11 protein-coding genes, 2 tRNA genes and 3 rRNA genes are annotated in these 17011 nt (G+C 64.4%); 10 read left to right on the forward strand and 6 right to left on the reverse strand.

Translation table 11 applies throughout. The features are described 5' to 3' along the window. Positions 1-93: 93 nt before the first annotated feature. Positions 94-531, forward strand: coding sequence for a VOC family protein (locus FQY83_RS15860; RefSeq protein WP_146388954.1), 438 nt, complete (start codon positions 94-96; stop codon positions 529-531). Positions 532-601: 70 nt separating this feature from the next. Continuing rightward, positions 602-1825: an acetylornithine transaminase gene (locus FQY83_RS15865; protein ID WP_146388955.1), complete on the forward strand. Its 1224-nt coding sequence runs from the start codon at positions 602-604 to the stop codon at positions 1823-1825. Between the two features lie 178 nt (positions 1826-2003). Here FQY83_RS15865 and FQY83_RS15870 read toward each other — a convergent pair whose 3' ends face one another. Genes FQY83_RS15870 through thiE form a run of 3 tightly spaced genes read right to left on the reverse strand, consistent with a single transcriptional unit; the run spans position 2004 to position 4611 of the window. Continuing rightward, positions 2004-2618, reverse strand: a complete 615-nt coding sequence (locus FQY83_RS15870; protein ID WP_146388956.1) for an HAD-IA family hydrolase — start codon at positions 2616-2618, stop codon at positions 2004-2006. After that, the gene (gene hemL, locus FQY83_RS15875; protein ID WP_146388957.1) at positions 2615-3910 is read right to left on the reverse strand and encodes a glutamate-1-semialdehyde 2,1-aminomutase; all 1296 of its coding nucleotides are present in this window, start codon (positions 3908-3910) and stop codon (positions 2615-2617) included. The genes FQY83_RS15870 and hemL overlap by 4 nt, the downstream gene beginning before the upstream one ends. Continuing rightward, positions 3907-4611, reverse strand: a complete 705-nt coding sequence (gene thiE / locus FQY83_RS15880; protein ID WP_146388958.1) for a thiamine phosphate synthase — start codon at positions 4609-4611, stop codon at positions 3907-3909. The genes hemL and thiE overlap by 4 nt, the downstream gene beginning before the upstream one ends. 38 nt (positions 4612-4649) lie before the next feature. Here thiE and FQY83_RS15885 point away from each other — a divergent pair, with 38 nt between their 5' ends. Continuing rightward, entirely contained in the window at positions 4650-4829 is a 180-nt protein-coding gene (locus FQY83_RS15885; RefSeq protein ID WP_146388959.1) for a rubredoxin, read from the forward strand. A 140-nt stretch (positions 4830-4969) separates the two neighbouring features. On the opposite strand, the gene FQY83_RS15890 is transcribed toward FQY83_RS15885, so the two are convergent. Together FQY83_RS15890 and FQY83_RS15895 are read right to left on the reverse strand one after the other, a co-directional pair. Further along, on the reverse strand, positions 4970-5815 hold the full coding sequence (locus tag FQY83_RS15890) for a SirB1 family protein (RefSeq protein ID WP_146388960.1): 846 nt from the start codon (positions 5813-5815) through the stop codon (positions 4970-4972). A gap of 54 nt (positions 5816-5869) precedes the next feature. Continuing rightward, the gene (locus tag FQY83_RS15895; RefSeq protein ID WP_146388961.1) at positions 5870-6322 is read right to left on the reverse strand and encodes a DUF192 domain-containing protein; all 453 of its coding nucleotides are present in this window, start codon (positions 6320-6322) and stop codon (positions 5870-5872) included. A 561-nt stretch (positions 6323-6883) separates the two neighbouring features. Here FQY83_RS15895 and FQY83_RS15900 point away from each other — a divergent pair. From FQY83_RS15900 to FQY83_RS15930, 7 genes are all read left to right on the forward strand, one after another. Further along, positions 6884-8428, forward strand: a 16S ribosomal RNA gene (locus FQY83_RS15900). 72 nt (positions 8429-8500) lie between these two features. Continuing rightward, positions 8501-8577 (forward strand) — tRNA-Ile (locus FQY83_RS15905). A 3-nt stretch (positions 8578-8580) separates the two neighbouring features. After that, positions 8581-8656: transfer RNA gene (locus tag FQY83_RS15910), tRNA-Ala, on the forward strand. A 235-nt stretch (positions 8657-8891) separates the two neighbouring features. Beyond that, positions 8892-11756, forward strand: a 23S ribosomal RNA gene (locus tag FQY83_RS15915). 128 nt (positions 11757-11884) lie between these two features. Further along, positions 11885-11997: ribosomal RNA gene (gene rrf, locus FQY83_RS15920) — 5S ribosomal RNA — on the forward strand. The 16S, 23S and 5S rRNA genes sit together here with 2 tRNA genes alongside, the layout of an rRNA operon. 244 nt (positions 11998-12241) lie before the next feature. Continuing rightward, positions 12242-14359 (forward strand): prolyl oligopeptidase family serine peptidase, encoded by a 2118-nt coding sequence (locus tag FQY83_RS15925; RefSeq protein ID WP_146388962.1) that lies wholly within the window; start codon positions 12242-12244, stop codon positions 14357-14359. Between the two features lie 67 nt (positions 14360-14426). Beyond that, a complete protein-coding gene (locus FQY83_RS15930) occupies positions 14427-16586 on the forward strand; it encodes a S9 family peptidase (protein ID WP_146388963.1) in 2160 nt (719 codons plus the stop codon). 160 nt (positions 16587-16746) lie between these two features. On the opposite strand, the gene FQY83_RS15935 is transcribed toward FQY83_RS15930, so the two are convergent. Beyond that, positions 16747-17011 (reverse strand): transposase (locus tag FQY83_RS15935; RefSeq protein ID WP_146388964.1); only part of this gene is annotated, 265 nt, incomplete at its 5' end.

Here is a 17011-nt window from a genome sequence, read left to right on the forward strand (position 1 = left end):
CGGGGCATCGGGATGACAAGATGCATCTTCCACTGACCTCAGTACCGTATTGCGCGGCAAGCGGCGAGGCATCGACCTGAAGGAAATGAAACGATGAAGTACCTGCACGCGATGATCCGCGTCCACGACCTGGACGCCACCAGCCGCTTCCTCACCGAGGGCCTGGGCCTGCGCGAGACGCGGCGCATGGAGAACGAAGCGGGCCGCTTCACCCTGGTCTACTTCGGCGCCCCGGCCAATCCCGAGGCCGAGGTCGAGCTGACGTACAACTGGCCGCCCGCGGATGGCTCGCCGCCGGAGGACTACGGCAGCGCCCGCAACTTCGGCCACCTCGCCTTCGAGGTCGACGACATCTACGCGCTCTGCGCGCACCTGCAGTCGCTGGGCGTCGTCATCAACCGCCCGCCGCGCGACGGCCGCATGGCCTTCGTGCGCACCCCGGACCTGATCTCAATCGAACTGCTGCAGAAGGGCGCGGCGCTGCCGCCGGCCGAGCCCTGGGCGTCGATGCCCAATACCGGGAGCTGGTGACCGCGGACGGTCCCGCGGCGCACCCGGACGCGGCACAATGCCGACCTCTGCCACGCCATCGGTCACGCGCATGACCCAGCCCAGCACCACCGCCGACCTCGTCGCCCTCGGCCAGCAGCGCTACCTGCCGGTCTACCGGCCGCGCCAGGTGATCCTCGAACGCGGACAGGGTGCGCGGCTGTGGGACCGCGACGGGCGCGAGTACATCGACTTCTCCGCCGGGATCGCGGTCTGCGGCCTTGGCCACGGCGATCCGGACCTCGTCGCCGCGCTGGCGGAGCAGGCGGGGAAGCTGTGGCACACCAGCAATGTCTTCTACAGCGAGCCGCCGCTGCGGCTGGCGGAGGAGCTGGCCGCCGCCTCGCGCTTCGCCTCGCGCGTGTTCCTGTGCAATTCGGGAGCCGAGGCCAACGAAGCCGCGATCAAGCTGATCCGCAAGTGGGCCACCGCGCAGGGGCGCGAACCCTCGCGTCGCGTGATCGTCACCTTCCGCGGCAGCTTCCATGGCCGCACCCTGGCCGCGGTCACCGCGACCGCGCAGCCGAAGTACCAGGCCGGCTACGAGCCGCTGCCCGGCGGCTTCCGCTACGTCGATTTCAACGATGCGACCGCGCTGGAGATCGCGATGGCCTGCGGTGACGTCGCCGCGGTCCTGGTCGAGCCGGTGCAGGGCGAGGGCGGGGTGATGCCGGCCGAGCCCGGCTTCCTGCGCAGCGTGCGCGAACTGTGCGACCACCACGGCGCGCTGCTGGCGCTGGACGAGATCCAGAGCGGGATGGGGCGCACCGGCACCCTGTTCGCGCACTGGCAGGACCAGGTCACGCCGGACATCGTGACCCTGGCCAAGGCGCTGGGCGGGGGCTTCCCGATCGGCGCCCTGCTCGCCGGGCCGAAGGTCGCCGAGGCGATGCAGTTCGGCGACCACGGCACCACCTTCGGCGGCAACCCGCTGGCGGCGGCGGTGGCGCGCGTCGCGCTGCGCAAGCTGGCCTCGTCCGAGACCATGGCCAACGTGACGCGGCAGGCGGCGGCGCTGCGCGCCGGCCTCGACGCGCTCGACGGCAACCTCGACCTGTTCTCCGGAGTGCGCGGCCGCGGCTTGATGCTCGGCGCCGTGCTCAAGCCCGAACACGCCGGCCGCGTCGGCGAACTGCTCGACCTCGCGGCGGAGAACGGCCTGCTGCTGCTGCAGGCCGGCCCGGACGTGCTGCGCTTCGTGCCGCCGCTCAACATCAGCGACGCGGAAGTCTCCGAGGGGCTTGAACGGCTCCGGCAGGCGCTGGCCAGGGCCTGACGCCGGCCGCGGATGCGGATCGTGCGAGGATGGCGACGGCAGGGTGCGGCTGCCGTGCGTCGACCCGGCCTCCGCAGCCCGGCGCGGCGTCCCGGGACGTTCAATGGACGAGGTCGTCGTTGCGGCCGGGCCGCGGCGATTCGGTCCTGCGCGTCACGCGCCGACGACGGGCAGGTCGTCAGGCCAGCCCGTATCGCTTCAGTACCCGTCCGAACGATCGCGCGTCGACCACGGTCTCGGCGTGCAGCCCCGTCTTCCGCGCCGACTGCACGTTGGCGAACGAGTCGTCGACGAATAGCGTGCTCGCCGCGTCCCAGCCAAGCAGCTCGAGCGCGCGCCCGAAGACGGCCGGATCCGGCTTGCGCATCCGCAGCGCGCCGCTGCACAGCACGCGTCCGTCCAGCCGATGGAAAATCGGTTCGACGATGCGCGCGATCGCCCGCGCCATCAGCGCGCCGTTGTTGGTCAGCACGCCCAGCGCCAGCGACTCGTCCAGCGCCGCCACGCGCGCGAGCATCGCCGCATCGGCGATGCTCCCGGCCAGGCGCGAGGCGATCCACGCCTCCTCGTCGACGGTCCTGCCGATGCCGTCGCCCAGCCGGCCGAGGTAGGCGGCGGTCTCGATCGCGCCGCCGTCGTATTCGGTTTCCAGCCCCGACGTGAACAACACCTCGCGCACGCGCTCGTGCCCGCAGCCGGCGAACGCGGCAAGGTGCGCGATGCGCTTTTCATGGTGGTAGCGCGCCAGCACCTCGTCGAAATCGAACAGCAGCTGGCGGATGCGTGGCTTCACCCCGCGGCGACCACCCCGAACGCGTCCCGCGCCGCGGCGAGGGTGGCCGCGACGACCGCGTCGTCGTGCGCGGCCGACACGAAACCGGCCTCGAACGCCGACGGCGCGAGGAACACCCCGCGATCGAGCATCGCGTGGAAGAAGCGGTTGAACGCGGCGGTGTCGCAGACGACGGCCTGGGCGTAGGTGTCGACCGTTGGCGCATCTGTGAAGAATATCCCGAACATCGCGCCGACGCGCGTCGTCGTGAACGGCACGCCCGCGTCGCGCGCGGCGGCTTCGAGACCGTCGCACAGCGCGTGCGTCGTCGCCTCCAGCCGGTCATGGAAGCCCGGCGCCGAAATCAGCTCCAGCATCGCCAGCCCGGCCGCCATCGCCACCGGGTTGCCGCTCAGCGTGCCGGCCTGGTAGATCGGTCCCGCGGGTGCGATCTGCTGCATCAGCTCGCGGCGGCCGCCGTAGGCGCCCACCGGCATGCCGCCGCCGATGATCTTGCCGAAGGTGCTGATGTCCGGCGCCACGCCGTAGCGCGCCTGCGCGCCGCCGAGCGCGACGCGGAAGCCGGTCATCACCTCGTCGAAGATCAGCAGCGCGCCGTGCCTGGTGCACAGCGCGCGCAGATGCTGCAGATAGCCTTCCCGCGGCGGCAGGCAGTTGGCGTTGCCGACCACCGGCTCGATGATCAGGCCGGCGATGTCGGCGCCGGCTTCGTCGAACAGTGCGGTCGCGGCATCGAAATCGTTGTAGGGCAGGGTCAGCGTCAGGTCGGCCAGCGCCTTGGGCACGCCCGGCGACGTGGGCACGCCGAAGGTTAGCGCGCCGCTGCCGGCCTTGACCAGGAACGAATCGCCGTGGCCGTGGTAGCAGCCCTCGAACTTCACGATCTTCGCCCGCCCGGTCGCGCCGCGCGCCAGCCGGATCGCCGACAGCGTCGCCTCGGTGCCGGAGTTGACCATGCGCACCATTTCGCACGAGGGCACCAGCCGCGCGATCGTCTCGGCCATCGTCACTTCCGCCGGGCAGGGCGCGCCGTACGACAGGCCGTTGCCGATGGCGTCCTGCACCGCGTTGCGCACCTTCGGATGGTTGTGGCCGACGATCATCGGCCCCCAGGAGCCGACGTAGTCGACGTAGCGGTTGCCGTCGACGTCATGCAGGTACGCGCCGTCCGCGCGCGCGACGAAGAACGGTTCCCCGCCCACCGACTTGAAGGCGCGCACCGGCGAATTGACGCCGCCGGGCAGCAGCGCGCGGGCGCGTTCGAACAGGGCGTGGGACGTGTCGTGGTTCATGCGGAAAACCTGGATGCTCCCTCGCCCGCTTGCGGGGGAGGGTTGGGGTGGGGGAAACACGCCAGATAGGCGCGTGCCGCGGCGGCGGAGTCGGGCGCATCGAACACGCCTCCGACCACCGCCAGCAGATCGGCGCCGGCCTCGACCAGCGACGACGCATTGTCGGGCGTGATCCCCCCGATCGCCACCCGCGGCACGCCCAGGCCGGCCGAGTCCCGCAGCAGCGCGACGCCGGCGCGTCGCGTCGTGAGCTTCGTGGTCGTGGGGAAGAACGCGCCGAAGGCGACGTAGCTCGCGCCGGCCGCGGTCGCGCGCCGCGCGCGCTCGAGCGAGTCGTAGCACGACGCGCCGATGATCGCCGCCGCGCCCAGCGCCGTGCGGGCTTCGCGAACGTCGCCGTCGTCCTCGCCCAGGTGAGCACCGTCCGCGCCGCAGTCCAGTGCCAGCCGCCAGTCGTCGTTCACGATCAGCGGCACGCCGTGCATCCTGCATGCGGGCAGCAGCGCCTCGATCTGGACGCGCCGCAGCCTGGGGTCCGCGGCCTTGTTCCGGTACTGCAGCCAGGTGGCATGGGGCAGCACCTGCGCCACCTTCGCCAGCAGCAGGCCGGTATCCGCGAGGTCGGGCGTGACCGGATACAGGCCGCGCGCGCGCGACGGCGGCGCGGTCTCGGTTTCAAGCGGGCGCGTTGAATGGGACAATGTAATGGACTCTCCTGACGCGTGCGCGCCATTATCCGATGAATGACACCGCCTACCGCAGCTGGATGTGCGTCGTCTGCGGCTTCATCTACGACGAAGCCGCGGGCCTGCCCGACGACGGCATCCCGCCCGGCACGCGCTGGGAGGACGTCCCGGAGACCTGGACCTGCCCGGACTGCGGCGTCACCAAGGACGACTTCGAGATGCTGACGCTGTAGCGGCCGCGCCCGACCCGTACCGCGCCGCCCCATGCCTCAGGCACACGGAATGCCGTAGGAGCGGCTTCAGCCGCGACCCGCCGAACGCGTTGGATCGCGGCTGAAGCCGCTCCTGCACCCTGCCTTGATCGCGAACGGGATCAGTGCAGCCGCGCCGGCCCCAGCCCCGCTTCGATCAGCCGCAGCCGGACCGCCGCCGCATCCTCGGCCTTCGGATGGCGCAGCAGGTACTGGCGCAGGTCCTCCCGCGCGCCGGCGAGGTGCCCGAGTTCGAGGTAGCCGATGCCGCGGTCGCGCAGGGCCTCGGGGTTGTCGGGTGCCAGGCTGAGCACGCGGTCCGCGCTGCGCGTCGCGCGCTCCCAGTCGCCGCGCTCCTGGTAGACGCCGTGCAGGTTGCGCAGCACGCGCACCAGGATCGCGCGGTTCGATGCGGGATGCAGGATCTGCGACAGCGCGTCGTCGTCGGGCGCATCGCCGCCCATGTGCGCACGCGCGCGCTGGCGCAGTTCGTCGACATCGAGCGGACGCCCGCGGTTGAACGGATCCATCACCAGCATGCCGTCGTCCACCGGCAGGCGCACGAGGAAGTGGCCGGGGAAGGACACCCCGTCCAGCGGCAGCCCCACCTCGCGCGCCACCGCCATCTGCACCAGCGCCAGCGAGAGCGGATTGCCCAGGCGCCGTTCGAACACTTCGTTGAGGTAGCTGTTGCGCGGGTCGTAGTACTCGTCGTGGTTGCCGGCGTAGCCGACTTCCTCGAACAGGTAGCGATTGATCGCGCGCATCTTCAGCGCGAGGTGCGACTCCCGGTCCAGCGCGTCGCGCAGGTGCGCGGCGTGGCCCTGCACCTGCAGCGCGTAGCGGCGCGGATCGAGGTCGGGATACTCGTCGCGCGCGATCAGCAGGGCGACGCCGAGCAGCGGCAGGGCCTCGTCGTCGAGCGCCGCGAGCGCACGCCAGTCAGGCAGCGGATCGATCACATCCATGACGGCAAGACTGCGCCGCACCCGTCGCCCGCGCAAGGCTTGTGCAGGTGTGGTTCAAGGCGCATCCTGCAGGGCCGGTGCGAGTCGCAGGGGCGCGCCGTCGGACAGCTGCAGCCGCGCCGCCTCGCCCGCGTTGAGCTCCAGCACGTAGCGCGCGGGCACATTGCTCGGATACGAAGGACAGGCGTTGCCGGCCGAACACGGCGGCACGTCGCGCTGCTGCGAAACCAGCGTCAGCGCATCGTCGAAATAGAGGATGTCGAGCGCGATGCGCGTGTTCTTCATCCAGTACGCCTGCGGCTCCTCGCGATCGTGGATGAACAGCATGCCGTGTCCCCGGGGCAGCTCGTTGCGGAACATCAGCCCGCGCGCGCGCTCGGCATCGTCGTCGGCAACCTCCACCACGTACCGCTTTCCGCCCAGTTCCACCCACGGCGCGTCGGCGCTGGCGCAGCCGGTCGACGAGACGAGCAGGGCGATGGCGGCGACGCGCGGAAACAATCGCATTGGGGGCTCCGGAAAAGTCGGTAACGGGCAACATCGGCCAGCCGGAACGGGGAGTCAAGACGGCCGGAAGGGGAAGGGGGCTAGGCAAACCGGCGGCGAACGTGCAGAATGCGCGCCCCGCATCGGCCGGGGCCCGGAACGGCAACGAACCAGGCCCTTCCGGACCCGAAAAATCCCCCGAACAGGGTGTTGACGGACGGAAAAAACGGGCTAGAATGTGCGGCTCCCCTCGACGAAACGCCTCCGGGCGGCAAGCTGAAGGGAAGGTCAAAAACCTCGTCACGAGGTGTTGACGAAAGTAAAAACCGCGCTATCATGGGCGGCTCCCTGAGGCAAAACGCCAACGGGTACGGAAGCGAGGCGCTGAGGCCTGTTTCCAACGATCTTTGACAGTGTGCGCAGGTGACTTGTGCGGGCGTCTGGCCGGTGGATGACTGTCCATCTTGCAGACGTTCGTAACAGAGCAACAAGTCAATTCAAATGCAGAAATGCAAGCGAGTAATTTGGAGCTCGGGACGACGACTGCACTCAAGCTATTAGGACCTTCGGGTCCGAAAAATTTAAGTGAAGAGTTTGATCCTGGCTCAGAGTGAACGCTGGCGGCAGGCCTAACACATGCAAGTCGAACGGCAGCACAGGGGAGCTTGCTCCCTGGGTGGCGAGTGGCGGACGGGTGAGGAATACATCGGAATCTGCCTATACGTGGGGGATAACGTAGGGAAACTTACGCTAATACCGCATACGACCTACGGGTGAAAGCGGGGGATCGCAAGACCTCGCGCGGATAGATGAGCCGATGTCCGATTAGCTAGTTGGCGGGGTAATGGCCCACCAAGGCGACGATCGGTAGCTGGTCTGAGAGGATGATCAGCCACACTGGAACTGAGACACGGTCCAGACTCCTACGGGAGGCAGCAGTGGGGAATATTGGACAATGGGCGCAAGCCTGATCCAGCCATGCCGCGTGGGTGAAGAAGGCCTTCGGGTTGTAAAGCCCTTTTGTTGGGAAAGAAAACTTTCCGATTAATACCCGGAGAGAATGACGGTACCCAAAGAATAAGCACCGGCTAACTTCGTGCCAGCAGCCGCGGTAATACGAAGGGTGCAAGCGTTACTCGGAATTACTGGGCGTAAAGCGTGCGTAGGTGGTTCGTTAAGTCTGATGTGAAAGCCCTGGGCTCAACCTGGGAATTGCATTGGATACTGGCGGGCTAGAGTACGGTAGAGGGTAGTGGAATTCCTGGTGTAGCAGTGAAATGCGTAGAGATCAGGAGGAACATCCGTGGCGAAGGCGACTACCTGGACCAGTACTGACACTGAGGCACGAAAGCGTGGGGAGCAAACAGGATTAGATACCCTGGTAGTCCACGCCCTAAACGATGCGAACTGGATGTTGGGTTCAACTAGGAACTCAGTATCGAAGCTAACGCGTTAAGTTCGCCGCCTGGGGAGTACGGTCGCAAGACTGAAACTCAAAGGAATTGACGGGGGCCCGCACAAGCGGTGGAGTATGTGGTTTAATTCGATGCAACGCGCAGAACCTTACCTGGCCTTGACATCCACGGAACTTTCCAGAGATGGATTGGTGCCTTCGGGAACCGTGAGACAGGTGCTGCATGGCTGTCGTCAGCTCGTGTCGTGAGATGTTGGGTTAAGTCCCGCAACGAGCGCAACCCTTGTCCTTAGTTGCCAGCACGTAATGGTGGGAACTCTAAGGAGACCGCCGGTGACAAACCGGAGGAAGGTGGGGATGACGTCAAGTCATCATGGCCCTTACGGCCAGGGCTACACACGTACTACAATGGGAAGGACAGAGGGCTGCAAACCCGCGAGGGCAAGCCAATCCCAGAAACCTTCTCTCAGTCCGGATCGGAGTCTGCAACTCGACTCCGTGAAGTCGGAATCGCTAGTAATCGCAGATCAGCATTGCTGCGGTGAATACGTTCCCGGGCCTTGTACACACCGCCCGTCACACCATGGGAGTTTGTTGCACCAGAAGCAGGTAGCCTAACCGCAAGGAGGGCGCTTGCCACGGTGTGGCCGATGACTGGGGTGAAGTCGTAACAAGGTAGCCGTATCGGAAGGTGCGGCTGGATCACCTCCTTTTGAGACTAAAGACAGCTAATTGCCTGTCAGACGTCCGCACAAGTAACCTGCACAATCCGCACAAGACAGACTGGGTCTGTAGCTCAGGTGGTTAGAGCGCACCCCTGATAAGGGTGAGGCCGGTGGTTCGAGTCCTCCCAGACCCACCACTTGGGGCCTTAGCTCAGCTGGGAGAGCACCTGCTTTGCAAGCAGGGGGTCGTCGGTTCGATCCCGACAGGCTCCACCAGCTTCGTGATGGATTGCAGCGCACACATACAGATTGAAGCGACCTGGCCTTGAAGCCGGTGTCGCGTTCTTTGAAAAATAGGGAAGTAGCGAGCGTTTGGGATGAATTGTCCAAAACGTGTCGTATGAGGCTAAGGCGGGAATCGAAAGATTCCTTATATTTGAGTCGTTGCAATATTCGCGTCCGTGGCTTGTAACCACGGGCACTGCAACCCCGAGGCGACTTGGGGTTATATGGTCAAGCGAATAAGCGCACACGGTGGATGCCTTGGCGGTCAGAGGCGATGAAGGACGTGGTAGCCTGCGAAAAGTGTCGGGGAGCTGGCAACAAGCTTTGATCCGGCAATGTCCGAATGGGGAAACCCACTCCGCAAGGAGTATCGTGCAGTGAATACATAGCTGCTCGAGGCGAACGCGGTGAACTGAAATATCTAAGTAACCGTAGGAAAAGAAATCAACCGAGATTCCCTTAGTAGTGACGAGCGAACGGGGACTAGCCCAAAAGTCGATTTGGCTCTAGCAAAAAGGCCTGGAAAGGCCTGCCATAGAAGGTGACAGCCCTGTATGCGAAAGGGCCATTTCGATGAAATTGAGTAGGGCGGGGCACGAGAAACCCTGTCTGAACATGGGGGGACCATCCTCCAAGGCTAAATACTCCTGACCGACCGATAGTGAACCAGTACCGTGAGGGAAAGGCGAAAAGAACCCTGGTGAAGGGAGTGAAATAGATCCTGAAACCGTGTGCGTACAAGCAGTAGGAGCCCTTCGGGGTGACTGCGTACCTTTTGTATAATGGGTCAGCGACTTATTGTCTGTGGCGAGCTTAACCGTATAGGGGAGGCGAAGGGAAACCGAGTCTGATAAGGGCGCATAGTCGCAGGCAATAGACCCGAAACCGGGTGATCTAGTCATGCCCAGGGTGAAGGTACCGTAACAGGTACTGGAGGCCCGAACCCACTCCCGTTGCAAAGGTAGGGGATGAGGTGTGATTAGGAGTGAAAAGCTAATCGAACCCGGAGATAGCTGGTTCTCCTCGAAAGCTATTTAGGTAGCGCCTCATGTGAATCCTCTCGGGGGTAGAGCACTGTCATGGCTAGGGGGTCATTGCGACTTACCAAACCATTGCAAACTCCGAATACCGAGACGGACTGCATGGGAGACACACGGCGGGTGCTAACGTCCGTCGTGAAAAGGGAAACAACCCAGACCCACAGCTAAGGTCCCAAATTTTGTGCTAAGTGGGAAACGATGTGGAAAGGCACAGACAGCCAGGAGGTTGGCTTAGAAGCAGCCACCCTTTAAAGAAAGCGTAATAGCTCACTGGTCGAGTCGGTCTGCGCGGAAGATTTAACGGGGCTAAGCACAGAACCGAAGCTTGGGGTGCATCACTTCGTGATGCGCGGTAGAGGAGCGTTCCGTAAGCCTGCGAAGGTGGATTGAGAAGTCTGCTGGAGGTATCGGAAGTGCGAATGCTGACATGAGTAACGATAATGCGGGTGAAAAGCCCGCACGCCGAAAGCCCAAGGTTTCCTTGCGCAACGTTAATCGGCGCAGGGTGAGTCGGCCCCTAAGGCGAGGCAGAAATGCGTAGTCGATGGGAAGCTGGTTAATATTCCAGCACCTCGCGTAAGTGCGATGGAGGGACGGAGAAGGTTAGGCAGGCCGGGCGTTGGTTGTCCCGGTGAGAGAGTTGAGGCGGTGCCCTTAGGCAAATCCGGGGGCGCAACGTTGAGACTAAGGACGAGCCCATTAGGGCGAAGCTGCTGATATCACGCTTCCAGGAAAAGCTCCTAAGCTTCAGCTTACGCAGACCGTACCGTAAACCGACACAGGTGGGTAGGATGAGAATTCTCAGGCGCTTGAGAGAACTCGGGTGAAGGAACTAGGCAAAATAGCACCGTAACTTCGGGAGAAGGTGCGCCTCTTCTGGTGAATAGCTGGGGGAGGCCGAAGTGACCAGGCCGCTGCGACTGTTTATCAAAAACACAGCACTCTGCAAACACGAAAGTGGACGTATAGGGTGTGACGCCTGCCCGGTGCCGGAAGGTTAATTGATGGGGTCAGCCGCAAGGCGAAGCTCTTGATCGAAGCCCCGGTAAACGGCGGCCGTAACTATAACGGTCCTAAGGTAGCGAAATTCCTTGTCGGGTAAGTTCCGACCTGCACGAATGGCGTAACGACAGCGGCGCTGTCTCCACCCGAGACTCAGTGAAATTGAAATCGCTGTGAAGATGCAGCGTTCCCGTGGCAAGACGGAAAGACCCCGTGAACCTTTACTATAGCTTTACACTGAACGTTGAGTTCGTCTGTGTAGGATAGGTGGGAGGCTGTGAAACCTTGGCGCTAGCTGAGGTGGAGCCATCCTTGAAATACCACCCTGTCGTGCTTGACGTTCTAACCTGGGCCCGTAATCCGGGTCGGGGACCGTGTATGGTGGGTAGTTTGACTGGGGCGGTCTCCTCCCAAAGAGTAACGGAGGAGCTCGAAGGTACGCTCAGCGCGGTCGGACATCGCGCACTGTGTGCAAAGGCATAAGCGTGCTTGACTGCAAGATCGACGGATCAAGCAGGTACGAAAGTAGGACTTAGTGATCCGGTGGTTCTGAATGGAAGGGCCATCGCTCAACGGATAAAAGGTACTCCGGGGATAACAGGCTGATACCGCCCAAGCGTCCATAGCGACGGCGGTGTTTGGCACCTCGATGTCGGCTCATCACATCCTGGGGCTGTAGTCGGTCCCAAGGGTATGGCTGTTCGCCATTTAAAGTGGTACGCGAGCTGGGTTCAGAACGTCGTGAGACAGTTCGGTCCCTATCTGCCATGGGCGTTGGAGATTTGAGAGGGGCTGCTCCTAGTACGAGAGGACCGGAGTGGACGAACCTCTGGTGTTCCGGTTGTCATGCCAATGGCACTGCCGGGTAGCTATGTTCGGAAGCGATAACCGCTGAAAGCATCTAAGCGGGAAGCGCGCCTCAAGATGAGATCTCCCGGGGCACAAGCCCCCTAAAGGAACCATCAAGACCAGGTGGTTGATAGGCTGGGTGTGTAAGCGCAGTAATGCGTTGAGCTAACCAGTACTAATGATCCGTGCGGCTTGACCATATAACCTCAAGTGGCCTTGGACTCTGCGATGCGTCGCGGACGTTCGGACCAATACGATTCGCTACTTCCCTACCCAATGAGAGCGTGAGCGCTGCTTCCCCGTGAAGCCGGCGACCCTCCACGGTCTCCCTGGTGACAATAGCTGAGTGGAACCACCCGATCCCATTCCGAACTCGGAAGTGAAACGCTTACGCGCCGATGGTAGTGTGCATCCGCATGCGAGAGTAGGTCATCGCCAGGGTCTTTACCCAAAACCCCCAGCCGAGCGGCTGGGGGTTTTTCTTTGTGCGACATTTTTTTGCCCGTCATCCCGGCGAAAGCCGGGATCCATTTTGACTTTCGTTTCTGACGTGCGACAGGAACAGCAACAGCAAAATGGATCCCGGCTTTCGCCGGGATGACGAGCCCGGCCGACTTTCGGCACTGCGGCTCCCGGACTCGCCTGTGGTAGCGTTCGACAACTTTTTCCGGAGGGGGCATCCATCATGACGAAGCTGATCCCTGTGTCCGCGGCGCTCGCGCTCGCGATAGGCCTGTCGGTCGGTCCGGCGCATGCGAACGAGGAGGTGGCGGTGACCGATCCGAACCAGTGGCTGGAAGGCGTCGAGGATCCGAAGGCGCTGGAATGGGTCAAGGCGCAGAACGCGAAGGCCGAGGCCGAACTCGCGAGTACGCCCGAGTTCAAGCGGCTGGAGGCGGACCTGCTCGCGATCTACGACTCCGACGACAAGATCCCCGGCGTCTACAAGCAGGGCGAGTGGTACTACAACTTCTGGCGCGACAAACAGAATCCGCGCGGATTGTGGCGGCGCACGACGCTGGACGAGTACCGCAAGCCCAAGCCGCAATGGGACGTGTTGATCGACCTCGACGCATTGAACAAGGCCGAGGGCGAGAACTGGGTGTGGCATGGCGCGAACTGCCTGCGCCCCGATTACGCGCGCTGCCTGGTCGCGCTGTCGCGCGGTGGCGCCGACGCCGACGTCACCCGCGAGTTCGACCTGGCGGCGAAGTCGTGGGTCGAGGATGGCTTCTTCCGCGACGAGGCCAAGGGCGCGCTGTCGTGGATCGACCGCGATACGGTCTACGTTTATACCGATTTCGGCGAGGGCTCGCTGACCAGCTCCGGCTACCCGCGCATCGTCAAGGAATGGAAGCGCGGCACGCCGCTGGCCTCGGCCGCGGTCGTGTACGAGGGCAAGCCGGACGACATGTACATCGCCGCCGGCCACGACCATACGCCGGGCTTCGAGCGCGATTTCGTCAGCCGTACGCTGGCCTTCTACAACGACGAGCTTTACCTGCGCAACGCCGATGGCTCGCTGGCCAAGATCGACGCGCCGAACTCGGCGAACAAGTCGGTGCAGCGCGAATGGATCGGCCTCGAACTGCGCGAGCCGTGGACGACGGGCGGCAAGACCTACGCGGCGGGTTCGTTGCTGGTTGCGAAGTTCGACGATTTCATGGCCGGCAAGCGCGACTTCGAGGTGCTGTTCGAGCCCACCGACACGACGTCGCTGGCCGGCTCGTCCTGGACGAAGAATCATCTTGTCATCAACGTGCTCGATGACGTCAAGAACCGCCTGTTCGTGCTGACACCGGGCGCGGACGGCTGGGCGCGCCGGCCGCTCGAGGGCGTGCCGGAATTCGGCACGATCGGCGCCGGCGCCGTGGACAGCGACGAGTCCGACGCGCTGTGGCTGACCGTGACCGATTACCTGACGCCGACCACGCTGATGCTGGGCGACGCGGGGGAGGGCGCGAACCAGCCGGAAACGCTCAAGACCCAGCCGTCCTTCTTCGATGCCTCGAAGCACGTGGTCGAGCAGCATTTCGCGACATCGAAGGACGGGACCCGCGTGCCCTACTTCCTCGTCCGCCCGAAGGACCTCGCCTACGACGGCGGCAACCCGACCCTGCTCTACGGCTACGGCGGCTTCGAGATCTCGCTCACGCCGGGCTATTCGGGCGGCGTCGGCAAGGGCTGGCTGGAGAAGGGCGGCACCTACGCGGTCGCCAACATCCGCGGCGGCGGCGAATACGGCCCGCGCTGGCACCAGGCGGCGCTCAAGGCCAACCGCCACAAGGCCTACGAGGATTTCGCCGCGGTCGCGCAGGACCTGGTCGCGCGCAAGGTCACTTCGCCGGCGCACCTGGGCATCCGCGGCGGCAGCAACGGTGGCCTGCTTACCGGCAACATGCTGACCCAATACCCGGAACTGTTCGGCGCGGTGGTGATCCAGGTGCCGCTGCTCGACATGCAGCGCTACAACAAGCTGCTGGCCGGCGCCTCGTGGATGGCCGAGTACGGCGATCCGGACAAGCCGGAAGAATGGGAATTTATCAAGACGTTCTCGCCCTACCACCTGTTCGATCCGGCGAAGGACTACCCGGCGACGATCCTGCTGACCTCCACCCGCGACGACCGCGTGCATCCGGGCCACGCTCGCAAGATGTTCGCGAAGATGTCCGAGGCCGGCAAGGACGTGCGCTACTACGAGAACATCGAGGGCGGCCACGGCGGCGCGGCGGACAACCGGCAGGCCGCGCACATGGACGCGCTGTACCTCACCTTCCTGTGGCAGCAGCTGGCCCGGAAGTGACCCCGGCCCCGCGCCCCGGATCATGCCGGGGCGCAGTCGATATCCTCATTTTTCGCCGGAATTCCCGATGAAAGCCGCCATTCTCCTTGCGACCACGATCCTGATGACGCTTCCCGCCACGACCAGCATTGCCGCCGACGCCACCCCGCCCGACGCCGAAAAGCGTCCCCACGTGGTGAAGGCGCCGCACGGCGCGCAGCGCAACGACGAGTACTACTGGCTGCGCGACGACAAGCGCGAGGACAAGGCGATGCTCGCCTACCTCGAGGCCGAGAACGCCTATGCCAGCCAGGTGATGGCGCCGCTCAAGCCGATCGAGGACAAGCTGTACGACGAGATCGTCGGCCGCATCAAGCAGGACGACAGCTCGATCCCGGCGCGCGAGCGCGGCTGGTGGTATTACGCGCGGTTCGAGGCCGGCAAGGACTATCCGATCCACGCCCGCCGCAAGGACGGCCCGGGCGTCGATGCGCTGTCGATCCAGCAGGCCAACGAGCGCGGCGATTTTGCCGGCGAGGAGGTCCTGCTCGACGTCAACGCGCTGGCCGAGGGCAAGGACTACTACTCGGTCGGCGCCTACGAGGTCAGCCAGGACAACAATCTGCTGGCCTGGGCCGACGACACCAACGGCCGTCGGCAGTACACCTTCCGCTTCCGCGACCTCGCGACCGGCAAGGTGTATCCGGAGGAGATCCGCGGCACCTCGGGCGACCTGGTGTTCGCCGACGACAACCGCACCGTTTTCTACGTCGAGAACGATCCGGAAACGTTGCTGACCAAGCGCGTGAAGCGCCACGTGATCGGCACCGATCCGAAGGAAGACGCGGTCGTCTACGAGGAGGAGGACGACAGTTTCTACATGGGCGTGGATCGGACCCGCGACGACCGCTACCTCGTGATCGCGGTCAGCAGCACGGTGTCCGACGAGCTGCGCTACGCGCCGGCAGCCGATCCGTCCGAATTCACGGTCCTCGCCAAGCGCGAGCGCGACCTCGAGTACAGCGCCGACCATCTCGGCGACCGCTGGATCATCCTCACCAACGCCGACGGCGCGAAGAACTTCAAGCTGGTCGAGGCGCCGGCCGGATCGACCTCGCGCAAGGACTGGAAGGACATCGTGGCGCACGACGAGGACGTGTTCCTCGAAAACTTCGAGGTCTTCGACGGCTTCATCGCGCTCGCCCAACGCTCCGACGCGCTCGAGCGCGTGCGCATCCTGCGCAAGGACGGCAAGGATGAATACGTGAAGGCCGACGAGCCCGCGTACTCGATGGGCATCTCGACCAATACCGAGCACGACACGACGAAGCTGCGCTACACCTACACTTCGCTGACCACGCCGGCCACGACCTACGAGCTCGACACCGCCACCGGCGAGCGCAGGCTGCTCAAGCGGCAGCCGGTGATCGGCTACGACCCTACGCAGTACGTGACCGAGCGGGTCTGGGCGACCGCGCGCGACGGCGAGAGGATCCCGGTGTCGCTGGTCTACCGCAAGGGTTTCGAAAAGAACGGCGCCGCGGCGATGCTGCAGTACGCCTACGGCAGCTACGGCATGTCGATGGATCCCGGCTTCAGCGTGACCACGGTCAGTCTGCTCGACCGCGGCATGGTCTACGCGCTGGCGCACATCCGCGGCGGCCAGGAGATGGGCCGGCGCTGGTACGACGACGGCAAGCTGCTCAACAAGATCAACACCTTCACCGACTTCATCGACGTCACCGATTTCCTCGTGAAGGAAGGCTATGCGGCGAAGGATCGCGTCGCCGCGTACGGCGGCAGCGCGGGCGGCTTGCTGATGGGCGCGGTTTCGAACATGGCGCCGGACCGCTACCGGGTGATCCTGTCGCAGGTGCCCTTCGTCGACGTGGTGACGACGATGCTCGATCCGAGCATCCCGCTGACCACCAACGAATACGACGAATGGGGCAATCCGGAAGAGAAGCAGTACTACGACTACATCGTGCAGTACTCGCCCTACGACAACCTCAAGCCGCAGGCCTATCCGGCGATGTTCGTCGGCACCGGGCTGTGGGACTCGCAGGTGCAGTACTGGGAGCCGGCGAAGTACGTGGCGCGCCTGCGCGACGTCGACACCGGCAAGGGCCCGCTCGTGCTCCGCACCAACATGGAGGCCGGGCACGGCGGCAAGTCGGGACGTTTCCGCCGCTACCGCGAGCAGTCGGAGATGTTCGCGTTCATGCTCGACCAGCTGGGCGTGAAGTAGAACCGCCGTCCACAGCCTCCGACCCGTCATCCGGCGCAAGCCGGGAGCCACGGCGCAGCCATTCGTCGCGCATCGCCGGAGTGGCCACGGATTGAATCCGGGGCCACGCCAGCCGGTTCTTGATGCCTGTCATCCCGAGCGCAGCGAGCAACTGTCTTGATCAGGTGGCGGCGGCAGCCGCCATCTGATCGCGCATTTTGGCGTTCAGGATGACCAGCAGCTTGCGCATGGCCGCGACCAGAGCCACCTTGGCGACCTTGCCCTGCGCACGCAGGCGTTGGTAGAACGTGCGCATGTGCGGGTTGAAGCGCACAGCCACCAAGGCCCCCATGTACAGCGCCTGGCGCACACTCGCTCGACCTCCCCAGATGCTGCGGGTTCCACGCATCGAGCCACTGTCGCGGGCCAGCGGGGCCACGCCGACC

Origin of the sequence: Luteimonas marina (assembly GCF_007859325.1) — a bacterium.
In the GTDB taxonomy this organism is placed as follows: domain Bacteria; phylum Pseudomonadota; class Gammaproteobacteria; order Xanthomonadales; family Xanthomonadaceae; genus Luteimonas; species Luteimonas marina.